Source organism: Halomonas sp. I5-271120 (assembly GCF_030553075.1).
Classification (GTDB): domain Bacteria; phylum Pseudomonadota; class Gammaproteobacteria; order Pseudomonadales; family Halomonadaceae; genus Onishia; species Onishia taeanensis_A.
On the sequence record NZ_CP130701.1, the window covers coordinates 2,935,479 to 2,958,549 of the forward strand.

The window sequence follows — 23,071 nt, forward strand, 5'->3', positions numbered from 1 at the left end:
TGGAGTTAAACAGAAGTAATGTTTATAGAGATTTTTTAACCATAATTAATGATTCAACAAGTTCAATGCAGGTGCAAGCTATTGGTGTGGCTAGGTCTGACTGTAACATTGAGTGGGTAGAAAAAACTGGATGCAGTGAAACCAATAAAGGTGTTAATTTTCCAAGAACCATTGGTGGTCACCTTTCTTTTGAGGCTAGCTTAGAGCAACCTAATTCAAAGTATGCTTATTGCGTTCAGTTGCCATGTGGACGAACATTTGTAATTAATCAATCTCTTATAAAAGATGTTTATCGCAAGCTGTATTATAAGTCTTTGATTTCACGAATAACACGTGGAAGGAAAGGGTTTACAAAAAGCTATGTGCATCTTAGAGATTATGGGGTCAGGTAATCACATAACAAGTGGTTCCAGGTGACACCTACGGTGCACCTGAACCAAGCGTTAGGATTGATCTTATTTTGATGGATTACTTAAAAACAATCATAGCCTGGATCGAATTACACGGCGTGACTGTCGATCTCATAAAATGGCTTTTCGTCGGGATTTTGGCTTGGTTTTTAGGAGCTTTTCGCTTTTTGAAAACGAAGCTAAAGCGGCCTACCTTAGAAGTTGAGAGTCTTACCAGTCGATGCGCGATAGAGGAACTCGGCGATATTGACGGAAACCCTGCTAACTTGCGGGCAACGTTTCTGATTGAAGCGGGTGTTAATAATCCAACAACTGAGCCCATCGTCATACGAGATTTTTCCCTGCATATCAGAAGGCTAAAAAAGTGGCCGATTTGGCATGACGCACTGAATCCCACGACCCTACCTTCTAGGGTCCGTCATACGGTTGGAGACATCTCAAGATATCTGAAAAACTGGTTCTCAAACTTTTCGGAAGGACCCGAAAGCTTGACCTTGAATGGCAGAATAGAAAGCAGGGATTTTCAGTCGGGTTTCTTGATTTTCGTCTCAGCATCTTGGGGAAATATGCGTCCGAAGAAATTCGATAATGGGATTCCTGTTAAGTTAAAGGCCCGACTGACAACAGGCGAGATGCTATGTGCCAAGTCAATAATCCCAGTCCTTGAAGATCACTCAGTAATGGAGAGTTTGGTGCCAGGAATATTTGAACATGTTGAGAACCCTTCAACGTGGAACATTATCCGAGAAAAATCCTAACCATTGCATCAAACTCGTTCCGGCCCAATGGGCCTCCACCGGACGGCTTTTTCTCCGCTTCGCTACGCAAAAGCCGCCGTTTAAGCAGGCGTTAGAAGACCAATTCGATAGCTTTCTAGGGAGGATGTTGCATGTATGAGGTTCAGTTAAAAGAGAGAATTGCAGGCTATTCCGTCTCTGTCGCAAAAAGAGGCGAAAAGGTTCAGGTTCAGGTCTCTGGTGCAACCTCAACAGAAGATGGTGATCTTCACCTAAAATATCTTAATGGCTTTCCCCAGACCATCTTGTCTATGCTTGAAGAGGTGCTTCAGCCCAGCGACATAAAAAGTATGGTTGTTCTAATTTCTAAAGACTTGAAGGCCAAGGTATATATTAATGAAGTTGAAGTTTATGGACAGGCATTCGTTAAAGCAAAAAATATTAAAAAAGGGCAAGCAGTCAGAAAGGATGATATTTCAGGTTTCGAACGCATACAGTTAAGTGGTATTGAATTTTCTGAGGACCAAGCCTATTTTTGCATACTATCACTTGGCTGGGATAAGGCTTATATTTTTGACTTTTCGCCTTTAGATGAGCAATTAGATAGAAAAATTGAGTACAATGTAGAAAAACTTTTAGGGTCATACTTTTCCTATCTATCCTTTGGGTCTATCCATAAGATATCTGCCTCAGACTGGGGTGGTATGTTAAGGCAAAATTGGTTTCCATTCTATGCACTGAAGTTTTCTACTGTCGAATCAATTATTAGTTATGCAAGGGCTGAGTGGAATATAGATGAGCTTATTAATAAAATAGAAAGTGATGCTATTTTTTATATAGAAGAAAGAAAGCCAATATGGGGTAGCGACGAAAACCTTTCGCCATTCATTTGTTTTTTGGATTCGGCGCTTTCTAGGCACAAAGCAGATGATTTTGTTAGCTCATCGTCAATTATATATCCAAAGATTGAGGCTTTAATTAGGAAAGACTTTATTGCAGACAACCCTGAAAAGGAAGGGCGTCAGCAAAGATTACTTGTTGAGCATATTACAGAAAAGACCCTCAGAAGCATTTCGGCACTCACGACCTTTATTCCTGATAAATTCAAACGCTACCTAGAAGAGTGTTACTTTAAGGATTTTAGCGTTACAGATGATAATACGGTCAGCAGGCATTCCGTTGCTCATGGAGCAAGCACAATTGACATGTTTGATAAAAAGGCATCGTTACTTGGGCTACTGGTATTTTCTCAAATAGCCGAATACATCCAGCAATCTTCTAACAAGTCAATTCAGCCGACCGCTGACGCGTTGACTGATTGAAGGGTTAGGCATTTGGAGGACTTTTGAGCAGGCTCTATACCTACATCGTCAAGGTCGATTCAGGATTGGCACCAAATCCATTTAGCGGCTGGTGTTCTTTAGCGGTCTGTACTCCGAATCACCAAGGCAGTGCTGTGCGACAAGGCGATTGGATTGCTGGGTTCTCTCCCAAGGGTGATGGCTACCAGTTCATCTATGCGATGAAGGTAGATGAGCGCATCCACATGAATGACTATTTTCACGATCCTCGGTTTCAATCCAAGAAGCCAATAATGAACGGGGGATGGAAAGAGAGGTGCGGCGACAATTTTTACTGGCAAAATTGCAAAGGGGCATGGCTTCAGCTTGCTAACCCCTTCCATGAGTGGATGCTGGATAAAGACACCCATGTCCCATACGTGTTTGTTGGTAAAGAGTTTTGGTATTTGGGAAGAGCCCGGTCAGACGTACCCATGGAATTTTTGGCTATGATCGGAGGTCGGGGCGCAAGGGTAAACCATCCTGCAGGTTTGCCGGAAAGCTTTATGCGGTGGGTTCGCCATAACTTCAAGCCAGGTATCACCGCGGCCCCCTTGGATGCAGAGGCCGAGAGTTGTACGCAATCTGGGGCCATGCTGTCCGCCACTTGCAAGCTGAGTTCGTGCAACAATGCCTAACTAATCTATGCACCAGTGGAAAAACCGCAGCGAAGCCGAGATTTTGCCACCGGTGATGGTGAACTTTATTTTCCTTGGAGAAAAATGTGAGATCCCCCAAGACAGTCAAAGCATTGGAAGAACTCGGTCGGGTAAGGCTTTCACGATCTTTCTTCATGCGAGACTTCCTTCACTCAGAAATATCCCAGATTGAAGGCGTTCCAAATGTTCCGGACAATCCAGATGTGGCGATCAAGGCTGGGACAGCTTTATGTGAAAAAGTACTTGAGCCCATACAGCAAAAGTTTGGGCGTATCAGCATTCGCTCCGCATATCGATCGTCTGCTGTCAATGCCAGAGGCGCAGAGAACAAGAATCAATACAACTGTTCAAGAAACGAAAGCAATTTCGCCGGGCACATTTGGGATATCCCAGATAAGGATGGGCATGTTGGGGCAATGGCCTGCATCGTAGTAAATTCCTTCCTTCCTTACTTTGAGCGAACTAAGAATTGGGAGTCATTGGCGTGGTGGATTCATGACAACGTGCCTGAGTATGCCTCGATGTATTTCTTTCCCAAACTTTGCGCCTTCAATATCGGATGGCATCAAAAAACTGTTAAGTCGATTAGTAGCTATATCCCTCCAAAGGGTTGTCTAACAAAGCCGGGTATGACCAATTATGCAGGTGACCACAGCACCGAGTATGCGGCTATGCTGAGAGAACTTGGAGTTTAAGAGCTTGGTGATATCTATTGCTGGCGCCTCTACAGTCAAGACTTGTGCTGCCAAATTGTGGAAGAAACATAACCAGTGCAGGCACGGCGACACCCATTACATTGCGCCTTCGGCTCCATTCCATGGGAGCGCATGATGCAAGCGCTATATCTGCTCTGGCTTAGTGCCTTCTCCAGGCCGTTTGCTTCCACCCCACCTGTTCCACTTACTACACCCTGCCCAGTCCCCTGACAACCTAATGTACGTTTTCTATGCCACCCTCCGGCCTGATGCCGAGGCGTAAGAGGGAAGGGCGGCCTATCCTTGGGGTAGCCACGACGACGGCGACCCTCTGATAGCTCCATAGTGTCCTGGTGGGCAAGCGGCCACACACCATCGTGTTCATCCTGCTGGTCGCTGTCGGGGCGTGGCGTGCTGTTTCTGATCGGAGGCATGGCAGATGGCTACGCTAATCGTGTTTCACGAGGTCGAGGATGGCGAGCGCTGGGCGAGGGCCTGGAAGAAAGGAGCGGGTAGTCGGCACGAGATGTTCGCGCAGATCGGTGTCAGCGCGCGTACGTTCAAGGATGCAGAGCACCCGAACTCGGTGGGGCTGATTCTGGAAGTGCCGGACATGGCGCGGTTCCAGACCTTCATGGCGTCTGACGAGGCCAGGCAGGCGATGGAAGAAGACCGACTGAAAGTCGATTCCATGCGCACGCTGGGTGAGTTCACGCCCTGATGCTGCGATGTCTGGGGCTTTAGGTGACGGGGCTTTAAATGGCGGCGGGACTTTGGAGCAGGGCTGCAAAAGGGATGTCAGCCGAGCCATGTTGTCTATGTAGTGCCTCGGCGTTACGTGATGGGTTGAATAAGGCGTCTGCTACCATCATTACCTGATGTAGCGCCGTCGCATGCGCGAAGACGCCTGACTTCGTTTCCAACGACATCCACTCCAAGGAGCTTGCCCTCATGGCTTTTGCACCCTCGAGCATGCAGCTCACCAGTTCCGCGTTCTCTGCCCACGGGGCAATTCCCGCCAAGCACACCGGGGAAGGAGAGAACGTCTCGCCGGCCCTCAGCTGGAAAGACGCTCCCGAAGGCACCAAGGGCTTCGCGGTGATCTGCCATGACCCGGATGCGCCGCTGGTACAGAATGGCAGCTACGGCTTCGTGCACTGGCTGCTCTACAACCTGCCGGCCGACACCATGTCGCTTGATGAGGCGACGACGGTGGGCACCAGCGGCGTCAACGATACCGGCAAGAACGGCTATAGCGGCCCGATGCCGCCGGAAGGCCATGGTGACCACCTGTACTACTTCTGGGTGCTGGCGCTGGATGCGCAAACTGATCTGCCCGAGGGCCTGACGCAGCCCGAGCTGCTGACCAAGCTTGAGCCGCATATTCTTGGCATGAACCGCCTGGTCGGCATCTATCGCCGCGGCTGAATCTTGAGCTTTCATGCCCTTGTCGAACGGTGATGGCCAGAGATGATCCGAGGTCGTTATCTCTGGCCGCCCCAACGAGGCCGCGGCACGACCGTTGAGCCGAGCTTTCAATAGAGCTTCCAGAAGCACCGTTCAGAAAACTGCCCCGTTTAGCCTTTCGTTCTGAATGACGCGACTGGCTTTAAATCACGCCCGCCCCGGTTCGCCGGGGCGGGCGTTTTCGTTTTGGTGGCATGCTGGTGCCAGGCGCTGCACCTGGGCTATTGCCAGTAAGCGTTGGCCCAGCAGCGGTAAGGCGAGTGGATATCAGCCGGCTCCTTCATCTGCCCCCCTACGCCAAGCTGATGCAGAGCTACACTCAGCGCAGTCACGGCGGTTTGCCGTGGGCTAGCGGCCCACTCAGAACCGTCCCACTATTCATGACATCCGGAAGGTATAGCCATGAGCACTCTCGTTGAAGATCGCGACCTGGGGTCGTCCCGCGACTGCCCGGTCGTCGAGGGCAAGCACCAGATTCAGCATGTTAGGCCTCGTACCGCCGATGTCGGGGGAATTCCCGTCAACCGTGTACTGCCTTCGCGGCAGCGCCGGCTGGTGGGAGCCTGGTGCTTCCTCGATCATGCCGGGCCGAGCGTCTTCAAGGGCGACTCCCGCGGGTTGCGGGTTGGCCCCCACCCGCACATCGGCCTGCAGACGTTCACCTGGATGATCGAGGGCGAAATCCTGCACCGCGACAGTCAGGGCAACCAGCAGGTGATTCGCCCCGGCCAGGTCAACCTGATGACCGCGGGGCGTGGCATCAGCCACACCGAAGAGTCGGTCCCCGGCGAGACTCAACTGCATGCCGCTCAGCTGTGGATCGCGCTGCCTGAAGCGGATCGCCGCACCGACCCGCGCTTCGATCATTATCCCGAGTTGCCGTCCTGGGAAGAGCAGGGCGTCGCTTTCACGTTGCTGACCGGCGAGTTCGACGGCCGGCGGGCGCCGACGCTGGCTTTCTCGCCGCTGGTGGGGGTGGATCTGGTCAGCCGAGAGGCCAGCACTCTGAAGCTTTCGCTGCGGGAAGACTTCGAGTACGGCGTGTTACCCCTCGAAGGCGAACTGGACATCGAAGGCGAGACCTTTCCGACCAACGAGCTGGCCTATCTGGGTCGCGGGCGAGAGGCCGTCACCCTGTCACTCCCGGCGGGTGGCCGGGTCATACTGGTCGGCGGCGAGCCGCTGGACGAGGAGATCCTCATCTGGTGGAACTTCGTCGGCCACAGCAAGGCCGAGATCGCTGAGGCGCAGCAGGACTGGGAAGCCGGCAGCGAGCGCTTCGGCAGCATCCCCGATTACGACGGCGACCCCCTTACGCCGCCGCCGCTGCCCTGGAAGCTTTAGCGAGAGAGGCTTCCCCCCTCCACACTGCGAAGTACCGCGAAGGACAGCGCATGACCGAACGCCACTCTGCAGCGCCATCGTCGAACGGCGGTGGCGTCACCATTCGTATTCAGCGCTGGGTTAGCCTCTCTTTAACCTGGCTATTTCCACTTGATGCTGCAGCCGCTCGACGGCATCTGGTCCGGGTCCGGGGCATCGCCCGAGAGCACCAAATCGGCGGCGGCTCGTAAGTCTTTGCCGGTTACCGGCAGGTCCTTGCTGGGGCGGCTGGAATCGAATTGGCCGTGGTAAGCCAGCCGGTGGTATCGGTCGAACAGGAAGAAGTCCGGCGTGCAGGCGGCATCAAAGTCGAAGGCGACCCTCTGCGTCTCGTCAATCAGGTAGGGGAAGGTGTAGCCGCGCCGGCGTTCCTCTTCGATCATTTGCTCCGGGCTGTCATCGGGGTGTTTCGTGAAGTCGTTGCTGTTTATGGCGACGATCTCCAGTCCGTGATCGTGATACTCCTGAGCAAAATCGGAAAATGCATAGGCGATGTGTTTAACGAACGGGCAGTGATTGCAGATAAAGGCCACCAGTAAGGGACTGCCAAGGAACTGCTTACTGCTGAACGACTTGCCGTGGGCATCCCGAAGGTCGAAGGCCGGCATGGGTCTGCCCAGTTGGATCATCTTTGATGATGTAAGCGACATGGCGATTCACCCTCCTGATCCGTGGATGCATAAATGCGGTGACGAGCCATGCCTACAGCGTAGCAAACTCGAGGATGACGACGGTCTCAGCTCGGTGAAGGATAGTTTCGTCCTGTGTTAAGTCCTGTATTTAGTCGGTGATCAAGCAGCTGGGCAGGCTTTCGCGTAGCGAGCGGGGAATGATGCCCAGGTCGGTGAAGGTGCCGACATGACGGCCGACGATGTTGTCCAGCGCCAGCAGCGACAACTGGTCATGAGTCAGCGGGGGGCTTGGCAGGGGCGAGAGCAGGGTGGCCAGGAAGCGCCATACCGGCATGGGAATGGGTACCAGCGGGTGATCACGGCGTAAGTGGGCCATCACTAGCATGATGATGTCGCGATAGCGCATTGCGTCTTCGCCGCCCAGCTCGAAGAGCCGCCAGGCCGGCGGACGCGGTCCCAGCATTTTTCCTACCGCGCGGGCGACATCCCGCACATGGACGGGCTGTAGCTGCGCCTCGCCCTGGCCAAACAGTGGGATCACTGGCAAGCGGGTGAGCTTTTCCAACGCTGACAGGAAGGCGTCATTGGGCCCGAACAGCACGCTGGGGCGCAGCAGCGTGGCCTTGGGGAAGGCCTTGAGCACGGCCGCTTCGCCCCGGGCGCGGGCGCTTATATACCGCGACGTCGAATGTTCGTCGACGCCGATTCCGGAGACATGCACCAGCCGGCTGATGCCGGCCTCGCGGGCGAGTCTGGCCAAGCGGCCGGCTGCCTCGACGTGGATGGCGTCAAACGTCAGTCGCCTTGATTCCACATACAGGCTTACCGCATTGACGACGCCGCCGGCGCCGGCCAGCGCCTTGGCGACGCTGGCCTCATCCTGAATGTCAGCGCTGCAAAGGCTGATGGGATCTCCATCATCGATGTCCTCGGGCAGGCGAGGTGAGCGGGCGGCGATGCGCACGCTGTGGCCGGCTTCCAGCAGCTCACGCACGATAGCCCGGCCCAAAAAGCCGGTGCCGCCGAAGACTGTGATCGGGCCGTCGGGCATGCGCTCTCTCATCGGGCTGGCATGGGGTGGGTTAGTCCATCAGGTCTAGCAGTCGCTCCACGGCCAGCAGCAGCTGGCGTCGCGGCTGGGCGCCTTCGAGGATGCCGGCATGCTCGCCGTTAAGCGAGAAACGTAGTTCTGGCACGCCTTGAATACCCAGCTCCTGAGCGGCCTGCTGGTCAGCCAGTACCTGCTCGCGATAGCGCCTTTCATCCAGCGCTTTCTCGAGCGACTCGCCATCCAGACCGAGGTCATTTGCCACTGCCACCAGTGCCGTCGGGTCCGCCAGGTCCAGGCTGTCTTCGAAAAAGCCACGAAACAGTGCCGAGCGCAGGGTGTCGGCGGCATTGATATCTTCGACGGTACCGGTCTTCTCGTCGGTGCTCTGGGCATCGACGTCTCTGGCCCAGGCGGTCGCCTCATGGGCCAGCCGAGAGCGTGGCTGGATACGCGGCAAGCGTAGCGTCATGCCGCGTTCTTCGGCCATGGGGTAAACGGCGCGTCCCCAGATATCGTGCAGATAGTCGCCGTCTGGCTCCAGCGTCGGTGCGGGCTCGGGGCGCAGCTCGAAGGCCCGCCAGCGAATGTCGATTGCCTCACCGAAGCGGGCCTTTAGCGCCGCCAGTTCTGGCTCCTCCAGATAGCAGAAGGGGCAGAGATAGTCGCTGAACACATCGATGGTGATGCGAGGTGAGCTCATGGGGTGCCTCATCGCGTAAATATCGCCACACCTTAGCCCGCCAGCACCTCTCAGCCAAATGCGCTCCTGCCGAATCGGCTCCCGTCGTGGGGTGTTCAGGCGGTGTGACGGGCTCACTCTGGCTGACTGCAGTGAGTACTTCGCGTTGACTTTTTTAGCGGGCTAAATATGATTGTCATCTTTTTATGTGCCGTTCTGCTAATGATGTCACTCGTTCGTTAAGGTGCAAGAACGCCGCAGGGTGGAGATGGGCATTGAATGGTGAATGACCGCCGGATTGCGGTTCCGCGCAGGCAACAAGGAAAGGTTTTGAAGTATTTTATTCCAGAGGTCTCTGATCAGGCGGCGCTAAGACTCGATGACAGCCTGCGTATTGGCCGCGGAAACAAGCGTGACTGTTTCGTTCATCCTGGTGATGCCGGCCAATGCATCAAGGTGGCGCGCCACCAGGATCGCTGGGAGGAGTGCCAGGAGCAGAGCATCGTTGAATGGTTCTACCTCAATCACCTTAAAAAGCGGCAAGTACCGCTGACGCACATTGTCGATTGCTATGGCTGGGTGAATACCCACCAGGGCGCGGGGCTCGCCATGGAACGCGTCCAGGAAGACTGCGGAGGGTCAGCGCTGACCCTGCGTGAGGCCCTGCACAAGGAACAGGTGAGTCGCGACCAGCTCGTCCGAATGCTGGCTGAGCTGAAGAAATGGGCGACCAAGTATGCTGTTGTGGTCTCGGATTTGAATACCGATAACCTCATGGTCCGCCCCGGTGATGGCGAAAGTGACGCGAGCCTAGTGCTGGTGGACGGGTTCGGTAGCCGCAAGCCTGACTGGAAATTTACGCTCTATCAGCGGTGTCTGTCCTTTTCCCGGATCAAGACCAAGCGGCAGTGGAAACGCCAGGAAGTCACCCTTTTCGATACAGTAGATGAAATATGCGCGTGAGGTGACACCCCTGTGATGGGTGTCTCAGCCGACTGGTGTTGGCTGTATCGAGCGCTTGGCGTTTCTCCACGGGGCTTTCTATTACCTGCCATTTCTTCTCTGGCTTTCCCACTCAGGGCCATCTCATCTAGGGCTATCCCGCCTAAGGCCATCCCACCTAGGTCCTTCTCAACGCCGGCGATCTCATCACGAGCCTTTCCGCTCACTGATCTATAGTGAGGGGTAGCATCAGCACTTGCATGAAATACGATCAAACCCGATACGGCGTCTCATGCTTCATGAACCGTCAGCCCTGAGGGCATGGCGAAAAGGATGGTTGCGATGAAGGTCTTTCTGGAACCCATCACGAAGCATAACTGGGATCAGGTGGCACGCCTGAACGTGTCGGACGAGCAGCGTCGATTCGTGGCGGATAACGCCTATTCCATTGCCGAATCACTGTTCAGCGAACATAGCGTGGCGCGGGCGATCTGCGTCGGTGATGAGCCGGTGGGCTTTATCATGTATGAGTCGCTTGCCTATGAAGGCAAGCCGCGGGAGTTCAATATCTATCGTCTGATGGTGGGCAGCGATTTTCAGCACTGCGGCATCGGTCGCAAGGGCATGCGCCTGACGCTGGATGCGCTCCTTGAGCAGGAGGGTGCGGAGCGCATCACGGTCTGCTATGTGCCGGGCAATGAAGTGGCCAGTGACTTTTACGAGAGCCTGGGGTTTCACGAGGTGGGGCTGAGCAACGGTGAGATGGTCGCGGAGATCAGAGCTGAACCGACGACAGATGCGCCGTCGAGCGACCAGCACTGCTAGGCTTAAATCGGTCACAGTTGCATTCCCAAGCACAGTCATATTCCCAGGTACGTTCCCAGTCACAGGCACAATCTCAGGTTCAGTCACTCAGGTACAGTCTCAGCTACATTTCCCGTCACAGAGGGAGAACGGGCCATTCAGGTCGGCTGCCTGGCCCTGACCGGAGGGCATCGATGACGCAGAACAGTGGTCCCGGCACGCCCAACAGGCCCGGCATCCCCAGCACCAGTCCCGGCGCAGAAGCCGGGCGTGATAGCGTCCAAGGTGCGCAGCACCTTGATGACGAAACCCTAACCCCGTTGCTGCTTCGCCGGGTGGGCATCGACACCTACCGCGAGAACGTGGCCTATCTGCATCGTGATTGCGGGCATTATCGCGCCGAGGGCTTCCAGGCGCTCTCAAAGGTCGAGGTGCGCACAAACGGCCATCGTATCCTGGCGAGCCTCAACGTGGTTGATGATCCGGCCATCGTCGCCTGTCATCAGCTCGGGCTCTCCGAGGATGCTTTCAAGGCGCTTGGCGAAGCGGAAGGGCACCCGGTCAGCATCTCTCAGGCCGAGCCGCCTGCCTCGATACCGGCCCTGCACCGCAAGATTGCCGGTGAGCGCCTGTCCCGCCAGGATTTCAAGAACATCATTCGCGATATCGCCGAGCTGCGTTACTCCAAGATCGAGCTGACCGCCTTCCTCGTCGCCTGCAGCCAGGGCGAGCTAGATCGAGAAGAAGTCTTCTACCTGAGCGATGCCATGTGTCAGGTCGGGCGGCGGCTGGACTGGCACGAGCACCCGGTGGTCGACAAGCACTGTATCGGCGGCATTCCCGGCAATCGCACCTCGATGCTGGTGGTGCCGATTGTCGCGGCTCACGGTCTCTTGTGCCCCAAGACGTCGTCCCGCGCCATCACTTCGCCCTCGGGCACCGCCGATACCATGGAGGTGCTGGCCAAGGTGGATCTGCCCTTTCATACGCTGGAAGAGATAGTGCGTACCCACCGCGGCTGCCTGGCCTGGGGCGGCACCAGCGAGCTGTCACCGGCCGATGACGTACTGATCGCCGTCGAGCGGCCGCTGTACCTGGATTCAGCGGGGCAGATGGTAGCCTCGATCCTGTCGAAGAAGGTGGCTGCCGGGTCGACGCACCTGCTGCTCGACCTGCCGGTGGGGCCCCACGCCAAGGTGCGCACCATGTCCGAGGCGCGGCGCTTGCGCAAGCTGTTCGAGTTCGTGGCCGGGCGCATGGGGCTGGTCCTCGATGTGGTGATCACCGACGGCAGCCAGCCGATCGGGCGGGGGATTGGCCCGGTGTTGGAAGCTCGCGATGTGATGCGGGTGCTGACGCATCATCCCGACGCGCCCAATGACCTGAGGCAGAAAGCCCTGCGCCTGGCGGGACGCATGCTCGAGTTCGACCCCGACGTGCGTGGCGGCGACGGCTTCGGCATCGCCCGGGATATCCTCGATTCCGGCCGAGCGCTGGAAAAGATGCAGGCGATTATTTGTGCCCAGGGTGAGATGCCGTTCGACCTGGAGAATCCGCCGCTGGCGCCCCACAGTTTTGAAGTGATGGCCACGAAAGCTGGCGTGGTGACGGGCATCGACAACCTGAAGCTGGCGCGCATCGCGCGTATGGCCGGGGCCCCGAAGCCCGCCGGGGCGGGGGTCGATTTGCTGACGCGCATCGGTGATACCGTAGAGGTCGGCGAGCCGCTCTACCGTGTGTACGCCGCGTATCACGCCGAGATGGCCTTCGCACGCCAGTCCTGCGAGCGCGATAACGCCTTCAGCATCGGCTTTGCGGATGAGATCACCCGACTGAACGTGGAGTTCTGATGGATACCCGGCTTGCCTATTTCGAGGATGAAGCGGCGCCGGCGCTGCGCTTGGCCGAAGCGGCCGGGCTCAAGGCGAGCGTCATCAAGCGCCATGACTTTCCCGATCAGGAACTGATGCTGACCCTGGTGCCGCCGCTGGCAGATGCCCTGCCGCGAACGCTGGTGGTGTACAGAAGCCTCGACCGGCCCAATGACAAGCTGGTGGAACTGCTGCTGGTGGCCCGCCACGCCCGACGGCTGGGTGTGAAGCGGCTGGTGCTGGTGGCGCCGTATCTCGCCTACATGCGTCAGGATATCGCCTTCCATCCCGGTGAAATCGTCAGCCAGCCGCTGGTCGGGGGCTTTCTCGACGAGCTTTATGATGCGCTGATCACCGTCGACCCTCACCTGCATCGCATTTCGCGCCTCGAAGAGGTGATGCCGCGAATTCAGGCGCTGACGCTCTCCGGGGCGCCTACGCTCGCGGATCTGATCCAGAAGAAACGCAGTAACCCGCTGCTGCTGGGGCCGGATGCCGAATCGAGCCAGTGGATCGAGATGGCTGCCGCTGCCACGGGGCTCGATCACGGGGTGTGCCACAAGGTGCGCCACGGCGACACTCGGGTCGAGATCGCGCTGCCGGATCTCGATCTGTGCGGGCGGGAAGTGGTGCTGATGGACGATATCGCCAGTTCCGGCCACACCCTGGCCTGTGCCATCGAGGCGGTGCTGGCCGCGGGGGCCGACTCGGTCGATGTGGCGGTGACGCATGCGCTGTTTGCCGGTGATGCGCTAGAGGTGATTCGCCAGGCCGGCGTCAACGAGGTATGGAGCACCGACTGTATCGCCCACCCGAGCAACGCCGTGGCCATGGCGCCTATCCTTGGTAAGGCGCTGGGTGAGGTGCTGGCTGACACCCAGCGAGACACTTGATACATGGCGATCATAGAAGCCGGCAAATAACACTTAAGACATCCTGAAGAGAGCCCCGAAGAAAGCCCCTAAGAGAGTTCCTAAGAGAGTTCCTAAGAGAGGCCTAAAGAAAGCCCTGGCAGCGACCCGGATGGCGAGAGCCTCGCTATCCATCACGGCGAGAATATGAAAGGCTCACGGCATGATGTGTACCCTCTAGTGGTACAAGACCTCTCCGCGGTGTCCTCCATTTAGCTAACCAAGTTGTCGTCATGATTGAACACTCGAATGCCATTGATGTCCTTCGAAGCTCGCTGGAGCTGCCTTGCGGTGCGCTTTTCAAAAACCGCATTGCCAAGTCAGCCATGTCGGATTCGCTCGGCAACGGCGGGGGTGACCCCACCGAGGCACAGATGCGGCTTTATGAAAGGTGGGCGGAAGGCGGTGCGGCCGTTTCTTTTATTGGTGAAGTGCAGGGTGACCCTCGCTTTGCTGAGAAACCGGGCAACCTGGTGCTAGGGCCGCATTCCGATCACCAGGCGTTGCGGTCACTCACTCGCCGAGGCATGAGCGAGGGCTCTCATCTATGGGCGCAGCTCGGTCATGCTGGCGCCCTTGCGCACGCGCCGATCAGTCAGCCGAAGGGGCCCTCCGCCCTCGACCTCGAAGGCCTTCAATGTGGCGGTATGTCGGTTGAAGAGATAAAGGCGCTACCCGGCATGTATGCAAGCACGGCATTGCAGGCCAAGGAGGCGGGCTTTAGCGGCGTGCATATCCATGCCGGACACGGCTTCCTGCTCAGTCAATTCCTGTGCCCCTTGTTTAACCACAGGGACGACGGTTACGGCGGTTCCATCGAGGCAAGGTGCCGGATCGTGCTCGACATCATAGACTCCGTCAGACACGCAGTGGGGCCTGCGTTTCCGGTCGGGATCAGGATCAACTCCACGGACCAGCTGAAAGGCGGCTTGACGGAAGCTGAGGCCCTCGAGGTAGTGCGCATGCTCGATCAAACCTCGATTGATCTGATTGATATCAGTGGCGGCACCTATTTTCCCGGCGCGAAGGAAAATTCCGACTCATCCCTACGCGGGCCATACTTCGTCGACTTTGCCAGGCGCGCAAGAGCACTCACCCGTGTGCCGTTGATGGTGACGGGAGGCTTCAAAAGGCGCGAACAGGCCCTCGCGGCAGTGGCCAGTGGCGCGGTCGATGTGGTCGGGCTGGCGCGCGCCTTTATCCTCGACCCTCGGCTCGCCAAGACCTGGTTGAGCAAGGAGGGCGGTGATCCTGAGTTTCCGCAATTTGCGTCTGCGCCTCCGGGGGGCGTCACGGCCTGGTACACCCTGCGATTAACCGCCTTGGGGGAAGATCGGGAGAGTGAGGATCGGGAGAGCGCCTCAATGCTGGATCTTCCCACCGCTCTTCGTCGCTACGAGGAACGTGATGCACAGCGTTGCATCACGTGGCGCGAGACGTTCTCGCGATGGTACCCATAGGTCAGGGCGCAGCTGAAAGCGCTCACTCCCCGTTGAGGGTGGCGATAATCCGCCGTGAGCCGCCATGGTCACGATGCTCGCCGAGCCACACCCCCTGCCAGGTGCCGAGCGCCAGGCGGCAGTTTCTCACCGCAAGCGTCAGCTGCGTGCCGAACAGGCTGGCGCCGATATGGCCGGGCATGTCGTCCGGCCCTTCCATGGTGTGTCGAAAGAAGGGCAGGTCGCCAGGTGCGATATGGCGCAGGAAAGCATCCATGTCGTGGCGAACATCAGGGTCGGCATTCTCGTTCAGCGTCAGCGAGGCTGAGGTGTGCATGAGCTGAAGATGCACCAGGCCAATGTTGATGGCGGACAGGCCCTCGAGGCCTCCTTCGATGTCGCGTGTGATCAGGTGAAAGCCCCGCGAGCGCGGGGCGAGGCGAATCTCGTTCTGTTGCCACATGGTCAAGGGGCCTTCTTCGGGAAGAGTGCAGCGAGTTTGGCGTTGGCCGTGTCCTGCCATTTGCCCGGTAGCCGGGCGGCCTGCTCGAGGGCCGTGCGGGCTTCCTGCTCCTGACCGAGGCCATGGAGCGTCAGCCCCAGGTTGAGCCATGCTGCGGCAAGCTCCGGGTCATGCAGGGTGGCAAACCGGAAGGCATCGGCGGCGCCGGCTCGGTCGCCGCTTGAGTAGCGCGCATTGCCGAGCCCAAACCAGCCCATGGCGAGCCCCGGCCAGCGTTCGACAAGCGCCTCCCAACTGGGTCGTAGTTCAACCGCGCTCTGCACCCGTTCGGCATCACTGATGGCGCGGAGTGCCGCCTCGGCGGAGGTGCCGGCAGGAATCTCGCCGGGCGGCAGGGCGACCATCGCCCAGCGGTCGCTGCGGGCCCAGGTGGCATCAAAGGTGGAGAGCGCCATGTCCTGACTGGGCTTGAAGCCGGTGTGCAGCCGGATCGTTTCCTCGGGTAGGTCATAGCCGATGGCTACAGCGTAATGCCAGAGCGGGGCGATCGGCAGCGACAGATTCTGCATGACCACCACCGGTTGGCCGGCGGCCAGCGTCTTGAGCAGCGATTCGATGTCATTGTCGAGCACGAAAGGAATGCGCCCCTGGCGGCGCACCGTGGCGAGCATTTCTGGCTGCACGCTGCCCTGACGGTTGGGCAGGAACAGCTGCGGGATCAGGGCATCGACGCCTATCTCCACGCCGCTATCGTTGAGCACCATGGCAAGAGCGGCAGGGCCGCACTGGTAGTCGCGCTGGCCGAAGAAGGGCACATCCGCGATGCTTGCCTTTAGAGGAATGCCGAGCCGCTCGGGGTTTGAGATGCGCGGCGTGCTGGCACAGCCGGCCAGTAGCAGAAGGCTTAGCACACAAAGCAGAACGCCCGCAGTGCGGGCGTTCGGCAGGTGCCAAATAGATGGGCGTGTCATACGATCAACGCACGAACGGGTAGACATTGGTCAGGCCCAGGATGTCGGTGACCAGCAGGATCACGAACACCGCGAACAGGGCGCCAACCACGCTGGCACCGGCCGGCATTTCGTCGAGCTGGTTGGCCATCTGGGACACTTCCTCGTCGGACAGCGCTGCCACGCGGGCCTTCACTTCTGCCGGCTGAACGCCTTGCAGCAGCAGTTGCTGCTGAACGTCCTCGCGGGCTAGCAGCTCGTTGATGCGTTCCCGATCGGAGGCCACTTGCGAAGCGCTGAGGGCATCCTGCGTCGAGACCAGGTCGTTGGCCTGTGTGGCCGGCACCGACGCCACTGCGGGCAGGCTGCCCAGTACCAGGAAGGCAATCAACAGCGGGCTAATGACGCGAGCGAGTTTCTTCATCATGGAATGATCCTTATTGCTGAATTGGCATTTGGCTTCTTCTTGATGATCCGAGACATCCAAGTCTTGGGAACGATCTAGCGACACGCGATGCATGCTCAGTATACGGGGAGATAACGATGATTTTCATGCCTTTTCTGTATGCGATTGGGAGGGGGAGACCGCCAGTAGCCGTGGCGACGGACATCGCCCCTTAGGTGACCCCTTACATCTCTCCCCAGGCTGGGCTCCCCTGGTGCTGGTGGGTCAGGATATAGTCATATAGATAAGGCGAACTTCACTTTCCTGGTGCACTTTGCGAGACTCTCGCACCCTTTGAGTGCAGGAAGTATGAGTCAGTGAAATCCTATCTCTCGAAAATGCGTGGTGAGCCTATTCAACGCCCCCGAGCCTGCTGGCGGGATGCGCTCTGGTCCTGGTTTGGCGCCTTCGCCGGCATGCTGGCCATCAGCTGGCTGAGTGCGCACTGGCTGAGCAGCCAGCTGCTGATCGTGGGGTCCTTTGGTGCGACGTCGGTGCTGATCTATGCCGTTCCGGCAAGCCCCCTGGCACAGCCCCGCAATGTGCTCATCGGCAGCATGCTCTCAGCCATGGTGGGGGTAGGCTGCTTCCAGCTGCTGGGGGCTACTGCGGTGGCCGTGGCGCTGTCGGTGTCGCTGGCCATTCTGGTCATGCAATTGACCCACACCGTGCATCCACCCGGTGCCGCCGCGGCGCTGATCGCCGTCATCGGCGGGCCTGAGGTACATGCGCTGGGGTGGTGGTATCCGCTGTTGCCGGTGGGCATTGGCTGCGCCCTGATGTTGGGGGTGGCGATTCTGGTCAACAACCTGGCGCGTCACCGGCGTTATCCGGTTCACTGGCGCTGAGCTGGCGGTTCTCCCTCGACGTCAGCGATAGCCGGCCATCAGCTCGCGGACCAGCGGGGTGTCGGCGTCGCGGTGAGTGGGCAGCTCGAAGCGGGCTTTGGCAATGGCGGTGCGTGACAGCCGGGCCTCGATCAGCATCTCTCGATCTTCGGCCAGCGCCAGGGTTTCGCCACGTGGACCGAGAATGCGTGATCCGCCCCAGAAGTGACTCCCGCCCTCGGGGCCGAAGCGATTAGCCATGATCACCGGCGTGCCATAGGTCATGGCGTAGAAGTGCAGGTTGATGGCCCAGTTCTGCTCGTTGGAGAAGTCATCGCTGACGATGCCCGAGGCCGAGTTGATCGGCGCGCACAGTACCGTGGGCCTTGCCAGCAGGGCGGCATGCACCAGCCCCGGGTTCCACAGGTCGGCGCAGATCAGCGAGGTCGCGGACCAGCCCGGACGTACGTCCACGTGGTTAAGCTCGCTGCCGTGAGTGAAGAGCTTACCTTCCTCCAGGCCACCGTAGGTTGGCAGGTTGAGCTTGCGGTGCACGGCCTGAAGTGCGCCATGCTGAAGAATCGCCAGGGCGTTGTAGTACTCGCCGGGGCTCGCTTCCTCGACGAAGCCGACCACAACCTGCATCTCGCCGGCTTCCTGGGCGAGGCCGGCTAGTCGCTGGTCCTGGGCCGGGCAAGCCAGTTCGATTACCTGGTTACCCATGCCGTAGCCGGTCAGCGAGAGTTCGGGAAAGATCAGCAGTTCCAGCCCGGCGTGGCGGGCCTTGGCAATCATTTCCAGATGGCGCTCGAGGTTGGCATCGACATCGCCTAAGGTGGCGTTGATCTGGGCGGCGCCGACGCGCAGGTGATCCTGGTAGTGCATGGTCGGGTCTCGATATGGGATGACGGGAGGTGGGGCAACGAGCCATCGCCGTGGATCATCGCACCCGCCTGGCGGTGCTTCAAGGCGCGCTCAGCAGGCCCAGCAGCTCGCTTGCGTTGCGGACTTCCAGACTCATCACTACCTCGCGAAGCCGTGTCGCTCTCTCGCCTAGTACGGGCTCTGCCAGCGCTTGATACTTGTCGATCACCTCGGCGTCCGAGAGGGGCTTGTCCGGGTTGCCGCGGGCCTCGAAGTCTGCGCTCTCGATGACCTCGCCGCTGTCGAGATGCAGCTTGGCGCGCGCCCAGCGTTCGGCGGGGAAACGGGCGTTGAAGGCCTCATCTTCATGAATCTCCACCTTGCTGGCCAGGGCCCTGAGGTCCAGAGCCTCGAGTTCGTCGCAGACCCCAGCGACATCCACGGTGCCACGGCCCAGGGCGCAGGCCACCGACCAGGGCAAGCTGTATTGGGCCTGCTCGGTGGTTGCTGGGTGCGTCACATGCAGGCGCTTGCCCTCGTGAAAGGTCATGATCTCGATGCGTGCGATCCTTGCCGGGTCGCGCTTATCAGCGGGTAGCGCGAGCACGGCTTCAACGGCAGGTTGCGCCCAGCGGCACACCGGATAGGCCTTGAAGTACTGTTCATGCACGTACCAGCGTTCGCCCAGGTCCTGCCAGATAGAGGCTACCTGAGGCGCCGTTACGGTCAGCGCTGGGGCGCCGGTGAAGCCATCTTCGGCCAGCAGGGCCGCCGAGATGCCGGTCATGGCACCCCAGCCGGAACCGTCCTTGAGCATCGTCGGATGGTCGATGCAGCGCATCATCTGGCTGCGCGGACCATAGAACTCGGCGATGCCGAGTGCGTGATGCAGGGTCTCGATGTCGAAGCCGCGCAGGCGAGCGGCCACTGCCGCGACGCCAAGTGCGTTCCAGGCGCCCGAGGTGTGGTAGTCCGGGCTCTGCGCATGCAGGGCGATCCCGGCCCGGGTGGCGATCTCGTAGCCGTAGACGAGCAGGGCAAGAAAGTCACGTCCCGACAGCTGCGCGACCTCGGGCAGGGCAAGCAGGCCGGGCAGCAGGGCCACGCCTGAATGTCCCTTGGTCAGCACCTGACCGTCGTGGGCATCGAGCGCATCGATCAGCCAGGCACCGTGCAGGGCGACGCCGGTGGGCGAGGCCTGCCCCGGGGCGAACAGCAGCGGACGGTCACCGCCATGCTGGGTGGTCACGAAGCGCGCAGCCTTGTCGGCAAGCGCTGTGCGGGTGGCGCCGGCGGCTACGCCCAGCAAGTCGAGTAGGCAGCGCTTGGCCTGGTGCAGGTCGGCCTCGTCGAGGGTCGAAAGATCGACCCGGTGCATCCAGGCGAGCGGGGCCTGATCCTTTGTGGGGGGCTCGTGCGCGGTGAGTTCCTGTTTCGTCAGCTCAGGCATGGCAGTGATCTCGGGAGCAGGGCGGGTGGCAAAAAGAAGGCCGCCCTGGGGCGGCCTTCGAGACGATCGCGCAAGCGGGGCGCTACCCGCTCAGGCGTCGATCACAGCAGGTCGTGTTCCTTGAGGAAGCCTTCGGCGACTCGTTCGATGGTTTCTTTCTCGACGTCGACCTGGGCGTTGAGGCTGGACATGGTCGCGTCGTCGAGCAGGCTGGAGAGCTTGTCCATCTGGCCCTCGAGCTTGGGGTTGGCCGCAAGGGTTTCTTCGCGCACCACCGGGGTCAGCGCATAGGCCGGGAAGTAGTTCTGGTCGTCTTCGAGGACCTGGAAGTTGAAGGCCGGAATGCGGCCATCGGTGGCGAAGACCAGGCCGACGTCGACCTGTGCGTCGCGCAGGGCCTGGTAAACCAAGCCGGAATCCATGCGCTTGACGTCGCCGCGGCCGACGCGGAAGTCATAGGCCTGCTGCAGCGGGCGCCAGCCGTCTTCGCGAGCATAGAACTCGGCATTCAGGGCGAAAGTCAGGCCTTCGTCGTCGTTGACCGCCTGGGCCAGGTCGGAGAGCGTCGCGATGCCGCGTTCCTGGGCATCGTCTTCACGCATGGCCAGGGCGTAGGTGTTGTTGGCATCGGAGGGCGCGAGCCAGACCAGGCCCTTCTCGGCGTCGAGTTCCTTGACCCGCGTGTAGGTGTCTTCCGGCGACAGGCGCTCGGTGACGTCGTTGTAGTTGATCAGCGAGGTGCCGGTGTATTCCCAGTACAAGTCGATCTGGCCGTTTTCCTGGGCCTGGCGCAGCACGGCGGAGCCCATGCCGGAGCGTTTCTCGACGTCATAGCCCAGCCCATCGAGATACTGGCTGGTCATGCTGGCAAGGATTTGTTGCTCGGTGAAGTTCTTGCCACCCACTACGATCTCGTTGGCCTGGGCGGTGGCCATGGTGCCGGCCAGTGCCGCGCCGGTGAGCAGGGTCATCAAGGTTTTCATGGTGTCGCTCCTGTCTGTGATTTGTCGGTCATTAATTATTGGTTGTGAATGACGAGGCGTCAGTCATGCGTTTTGCAGTGGGTCGTGCGTCCTTGCTGGCCGAGTCGCTGCCGGCCTTGGGTCTCCTGAATCAGGCCCGGCCTGGGTTCACGCCTCTAGGCACCAGCAGGAAGGCAGTGATGGCGATCAGCATATCCACCACGATCGCCAGCAAGGCCGTGGGAATGGCGCCGGAGAGCATCATCACCGGGTCATAGAGGTCGATGCCGGTAAAGATCAGCTCGCCAAGGCCACCAGCCCCGATCAGGAAGGCCAGCGGCACGGTGCCGATGTTGATGGCCAGCGCCGTGCGGATACCGGCAAAAATCACGTACAGCGCATTGGGCAGTTCGACCCGCAGCAGGCGCTGGGTTGGCGACATGCCAATGCCTGCCGCAGCTTCCTTGAGAGCCGGCGAAACGCCCTTGAGCCCGGTGTAGGTGTTGCGGGTGATCGGCAGCAGGGTCGCCACGAAAAGCCCGAACACGGCAGGCAAGGTGCCGATGCCCAGAAAGCTCATCGACAGCGCCAGCACCGCAAGCGTCGGGATGGTGGTGCCCACGTTGAGCACCTGCATCGCGGATTCGGCGACCTTTTCCATGCTGGGGCGCGATAGCAGGGTGCCCAGCGGGATGGCGACGATAATTGCCAGGCTGCCGGAGATGGCGGTCAGCCACAGGTGTTGCACCGCCAGATACTGGATGTCTGGTATGTAGAAAATGAAGTCGTCGATTACGCCACTGGACTGGCTCCAGACCCCGGCCACGAAGACTGCCACCAGCACCAGCAGGCGCACTGCCCCTGAGAGGTTCAGCGTCGGCATGGCTTACTCCTTGTCGGCCGGTGACAGCGATGCCGCGGCATCCAGAGTGGCCTCGTCCCGCGAGTGAGTCCGGTAGCGTGAGCCCAGGTGGTGGGTGATCGCCCGCTGGGTGATCTGGCCGACGATGCGGCCGTCATCATCGACGCAGGCTACCCAGGTCATGTCGTTGGCGAACATCAGCGAGGCGACCTTGCGCAGGTCGTCGTCGAGGCTGACCACCACCGGCACGCTCTGGAAGTGATCCCGGCAATGGCCCTTGGTGGTGCGGGCCACGGCGGCGTTGATGATGCCCACCGGCTGGCGCCTGTCGTTCACCATCACGATGCTGTTCTGGTAGCCGTACTCTTCGATGCGCTTGAGCGCGGTGTCGAGAGTGTCGTCCGGGCGCACCAGGCCGATTTCGTCGCTGGCCAGGTCGCGCACCTTGACCAGGTTGAGGCGCTTGAGGGCACGGTCCTCACCGAGGAAGGACTCGACGAAGTCGTTCTTGGGCGCAGCCAGCAGCTCATCGGGTTCCGAGTACTGCACCAGCTTGCCGGCGCGGAAGATGGCGATGCGGTCGCCCATCTTGATCGCTTCGTCGATGTCGTGGCTGACGAACATGATCGTCTTCTTGAGGTCCTGCTGCATTTTCAGGAACTCGTCCTGAATCACCGCCCGGTTGATCGGGTCGATGGCGCCGAAGGGTTCGTCCATCAGCATCACCGGGGGATCGGCGGCCAGCGCCCGGGCCACGCCGATACGCTGCTGCTGCCCGCCGGAAAGCTCGCTTGGGTAGCGTTTGAGGAAGGCATCCGGCTCCAGGGCGATCATGCGCATCATCTCCCGCGCGCGCTCCCGGTACTTGGTCTTGTCCCAGCCCAGCAGCTTGGGCACCACGGTGATGTTTTCCTCGATGGTCATGTTGGGGAACAGACCGATCTGCTGGATCACGTAGCCGATGTTGCGCCGCAGGTCCTGGGTGTCGAGGCTAGTGGTGTCCTCGCCATTGATGAACACCTTGCCCGAGGTCGGGCGGATGATGCGGTTGATCATCTTCAGGGTGGTGGTTTTGCCGCAGCCGGAGGGGCCGAGCAGGATGCAGATTTCACCGCTCGGCACTTCCATGCTGATGTGGTCGGCGGCGGTCACGGCGCCCTTGGGCGTGTCGAAGACCTTGGTCAGGTTATCGAGTCGAATCATGAAGCGGTCCTTGTCTGGTCGGCAG

Annotated in this window: 24 protein-coding genes; 13 read left to right on the top strand and 11 right to left on the bottom strand. The window is 59.3% G+C overall.

What is annotated here, in order from left to right; translation table 11 throughout:
* Positions 1–463: 463 nt before the first annotated feature.
* The 7 genes from Q2K57_RS13160 (at position 464) to Q2K57_RS13190 (ending at position 6,652) form a co-directional block, all read left to right on the top strand.
* On the top strand, positions 464–1,168 hold the full coding sequence (locus Q2K57_RS13160; protein WP_304525334.1) for a hypothetical protein: 705 nt from the start codon (positions 464–466) through the stop codon (positions 1,166–1,168).
* Between the two features lie 131 nt (positions 1,169–1,299).
* Positions 1,300–2,469 (top strand): hypothetical protein, encoded by a 1,170-nt coding sequence (locus Q2K57_RS13165; protein WP_304525335.1) that lies wholly within the window; start codon positions 1,300–1,302, stop codon positions 2,467–2,469.
* A 23-nt stretch (positions 2,470–2,492) separates the two neighbouring features.
* On the top strand, positions 2,493–3,125 hold the full coding sequence (locus tag Q2K57_RS13170; RefSeq protein WP_304525336.1) for a hypothetical protein: 633 nt from the start codon (positions 2,493–2,495) through the stop codon (positions 3,123–3,125).
* 155 nt (positions 3,126–3,280) lie between these two features.
* Entirely contained in the window at positions 3,281–3,841 is a 561-nt protein-coding gene (locus Q2K57_RS13175) for a hypothetical protein (protein WP_304525337.1), read from the top strand.
* Positions 3,842–4,280: 439 nt separating this feature from the next.
* Positions 4,281–4,562 (top strand): hypothetical protein, encoded by a 282-nt coding sequence (locus Q2K57_RS13180; RefSeq protein ID WP_304525338.1) that lies wholly within the window; start codon positions 4,281–4,283, stop codon positions 4,560–4,562.
* 230 nt (positions 4,563–4,792) lie between these two features.
* Positions 4,793–5,269, top strand: a complete 477-nt coding sequence (locus Q2K57_RS13185; protein WP_304525339.1) for a YbhB/YbcL family Raf kinase inhibitor-like protein — start codon at positions 4,793–4,795, stop codon at positions 5,267–5,269.
* Positions 5,270–5,710: 441 nt separating this feature from the next.
* The gene (locus Q2K57_RS13190) at positions 5,711–6,652 is read left to right on the top strand and encodes a pirin family protein (RefSeq protein ID WP_304525340.1); all 942 of its coding nucleotides are present in this window, start codon (positions 5,711–5,713) and stop codon (positions 6,650–6,652) included.
* A 140-nt stretch (positions 6,653–6,792) separates the two neighbouring features.
* On the opposite strand, the gene Q2K57_RS13195 is transcribed toward Q2K57_RS13190, so the two are convergent.
* The 3 genes from Q2K57_RS13195 to Q2K57_RS13205 form a co-directional block, all read right to left on the bottom strand.
* The gene (locus tag Q2K57_RS13195) at positions 6,793–7,341 is read right to left on the bottom strand and encodes a thioredoxin family protein (protein WP_304525341.1); all 549 of its coding nucleotides are present in this window, start codon (positions 7,339–7,341) and stop codon (positions 6,793–6,795) included.
* 130 nt (positions 7,342–7,471) lie between these two features.
* Positions 7,472–8,374 (bottom strand): complex I NDUFA9 subunit family protein, encoded by a 903-nt coding sequence (locus Q2K57_RS13200; protein WP_304525342.1) that lies wholly within the window; start codon positions 8,372–8,374, stop codon positions 7,472–7,474.
* A gap of 31 nt (positions 8,375–8,405) precedes the next feature.
* Positions 8,406–9,074, bottom strand: a complete 669-nt coding sequence (locus Q2K57_RS13205; protein ID WP_304525343.1) for a DsbA family protein — start codon at positions 9,072–9,074, stop codon at positions 8,406–8,408.
* 258 nt (positions 9,075–9,332) lie between these two features.
* Here Q2K57_RS13205 and Q2K57_RS13210 point away from each other — a divergent pair, with 258 nt between their 5' ends.
* From Q2K57_RS13210 to Q2K57_RS13230, 5 genes are all read left to right on the top strand, one after another.
* Complete coding sequence (locus Q2K57_RS13210; RefSeq protein WP_112053250.1) at positions 9,333–10,016, top strand: YrbL family protein; 684 nt, start codon at positions 9,333–9,335, stop codon at positions 10,014–10,016.
* A gap of 321 nt (positions 10,017–10,337) precedes the next feature.
* Entirely contained in the window at positions 10,338–10,820 is a 483-nt protein-coding gene (locus Q2K57_RS13215) for a GNAT family N-acetyltransferase (RefSeq protein WP_181463001.1), read from the top strand.
* Between the two features lie 173 nt (positions 10,821–10,993).
* On the top strand, positions 10,994–12,649 hold the full coding sequence (locus Q2K57_RS13220) for a thymidine phosphorylase family protein (protein ID WP_304525344.1): 1,656 nt from the start codon (positions 10,994–10,996) through the stop codon (positions 12,647–12,649).
* The gene (locus tag Q2K57_RS13225; protein ID WP_304525345.1) at positions 12,649–13,563 is read left to right on the top strand and encodes a ribose-phosphate diphosphokinase; all 915 of its coding nucleotides are present in this window, start codon (positions 12,649–12,651) and stop codon (positions 13,561–13,563) included. The genes Q2K57_RS13220 and Q2K57_RS13225 overlap by 1 nt, the downstream gene beginning before the upstream one ends.
* A 251-nt stretch (positions 13,564–13,814) precedes the next feature.
* Positions 13,815–15,041: an NADH:flavin oxidoreductase/NADH oxidase family protein gene (locus Q2K57_RS13230; RefSeq protein WP_304525346.1), complete on the top strand. Its 1,227-nt coding sequence runs from the start codon at positions 13,815–13,817 to the stop codon at positions 15,039–15,041.
* A gap of 22 nt (positions 15,042–15,063) precedes the next feature.
* Here Q2K57_RS13230 and Q2K57_RS13235 read toward each other — a convergent pair whose 3' ends face one another.
* The 3 genes from Q2K57_RS13235 to Q2K57_RS13245 all read right to left on the bottom strand — a co-directional run bounded on the left by Q2K57_RS13235 (position 15,064) and on the right by Q2K57_RS13245 (position 16,857).
* Positions 15,064–15,483 (bottom strand): secondary thiamine-phosphate synthase enzyme YjbQ, encoded by a 420-nt coding sequence (locus Q2K57_RS13235; protein ID WP_304526701.1) that lies wholly within the window; start codon positions 15,481–15,483, stop codon positions 15,064–15,066.
* A gap of 2 nt (positions 15,484–15,485) precedes the next feature.
* Positions 15,486–16,394, bottom strand: coding sequence for a PA2778 family cysteine peptidase (locus Q2K57_RS13240; RefSeq protein WP_304525347.1), 909 nt, complete (start codon positions 16,392–16,394; stop codon positions 15,486–15,488).
* Positions 16,395–16,458: 64 nt separating this feature from the next.
* Entirely contained in the window at positions 16,459–16,857 is a 399-nt protein-coding gene (locus Q2K57_RS13245; protein WP_112053586.1) for a PA2779 family protein, read from the bottom strand.
* Between the two features lie 338 nt (positions 16,858–17,195).
* Between Q2K57_RS13245 and Q2K57_RS13250 the strand changes: the two genes are divergently transcribed.
* Entirely contained in the window at positions 17,196–17,726 is a 531-nt protein-coding gene (locus Q2K57_RS13250) for an HPP family protein (protein ID WP_304525348.1), read from the top strand.
* A gap of 21 nt (positions 17,727–17,747) precedes the next feature.
* On the opposite strand, the gene Q2K57_RS13255 is transcribed toward Q2K57_RS13250, so the two are convergent.
* The 5 genes from Q2K57_RS13255 to Q2K57_RS13275 form a co-directional block, all read right to left on the bottom strand.
* The gene (locus Q2K57_RS13255; protein WP_304525349.1) at positions 17,748–18,590 is read right to left on the bottom strand and encodes a nitrilase-related carbon-nitrogen hydrolase; all 843 of its coding nucleotides are present in this window, start codon (positions 18,588–18,590) and stop codon (positions 17,748–17,750) included.
* A gap of 79 nt (positions 18,591–18,669) precedes the next feature.
* Complete coding sequence (locus Q2K57_RS13260) at positions 18,670–20,019, bottom strand: MmgE/PrpD family protein (protein WP_304525350.1); 1,350 nt, start codon at positions 20,017–20,019, stop codon at positions 18,670–18,672.
* A gap of 101 nt (positions 20,020–20,120) precedes the next feature.
* Positions 20,121–21,002 carry a glycine betaine ABC transporter substrate-binding protein gene (locus Q2K57_RS13265; RefSeq protein WP_304525351.1) on the bottom strand — a complete coding sequence of 294 codons (882 nt, stop codon included), beginning with the start codon at positions 21,000–21,002 and terminating at the stop codon, positions 20,121–20,123.
* Positions 21,003–21,132: 130 nt separating this feature from the next.
* Positions 21,133–21,864 carry an ABC transporter permease gene (locus Q2K57_RS13270; RefSeq protein ID WP_304525352.1) on the bottom strand — a complete coding sequence of 244 codons (732 nt, stop codon included), beginning with the start codon at positions 21,862–21,864 and terminating at the stop codon, positions 21,133–21,135.
* Between the two features lie 3 nt (positions 21,865–21,867).
* Complete coding sequence (locus tag Q2K57_RS13275; RefSeq protein ID WP_304525353.1) at positions 21,868–23,046, bottom strand: ABC transporter ATP-binding protein; 1,179 nt, start codon at positions 23,044–23,046, stop codon at positions 21,868–21,870.
* Between the last annotated feature and the right edge of the window lie 25 nt (positions 23,047–23,071).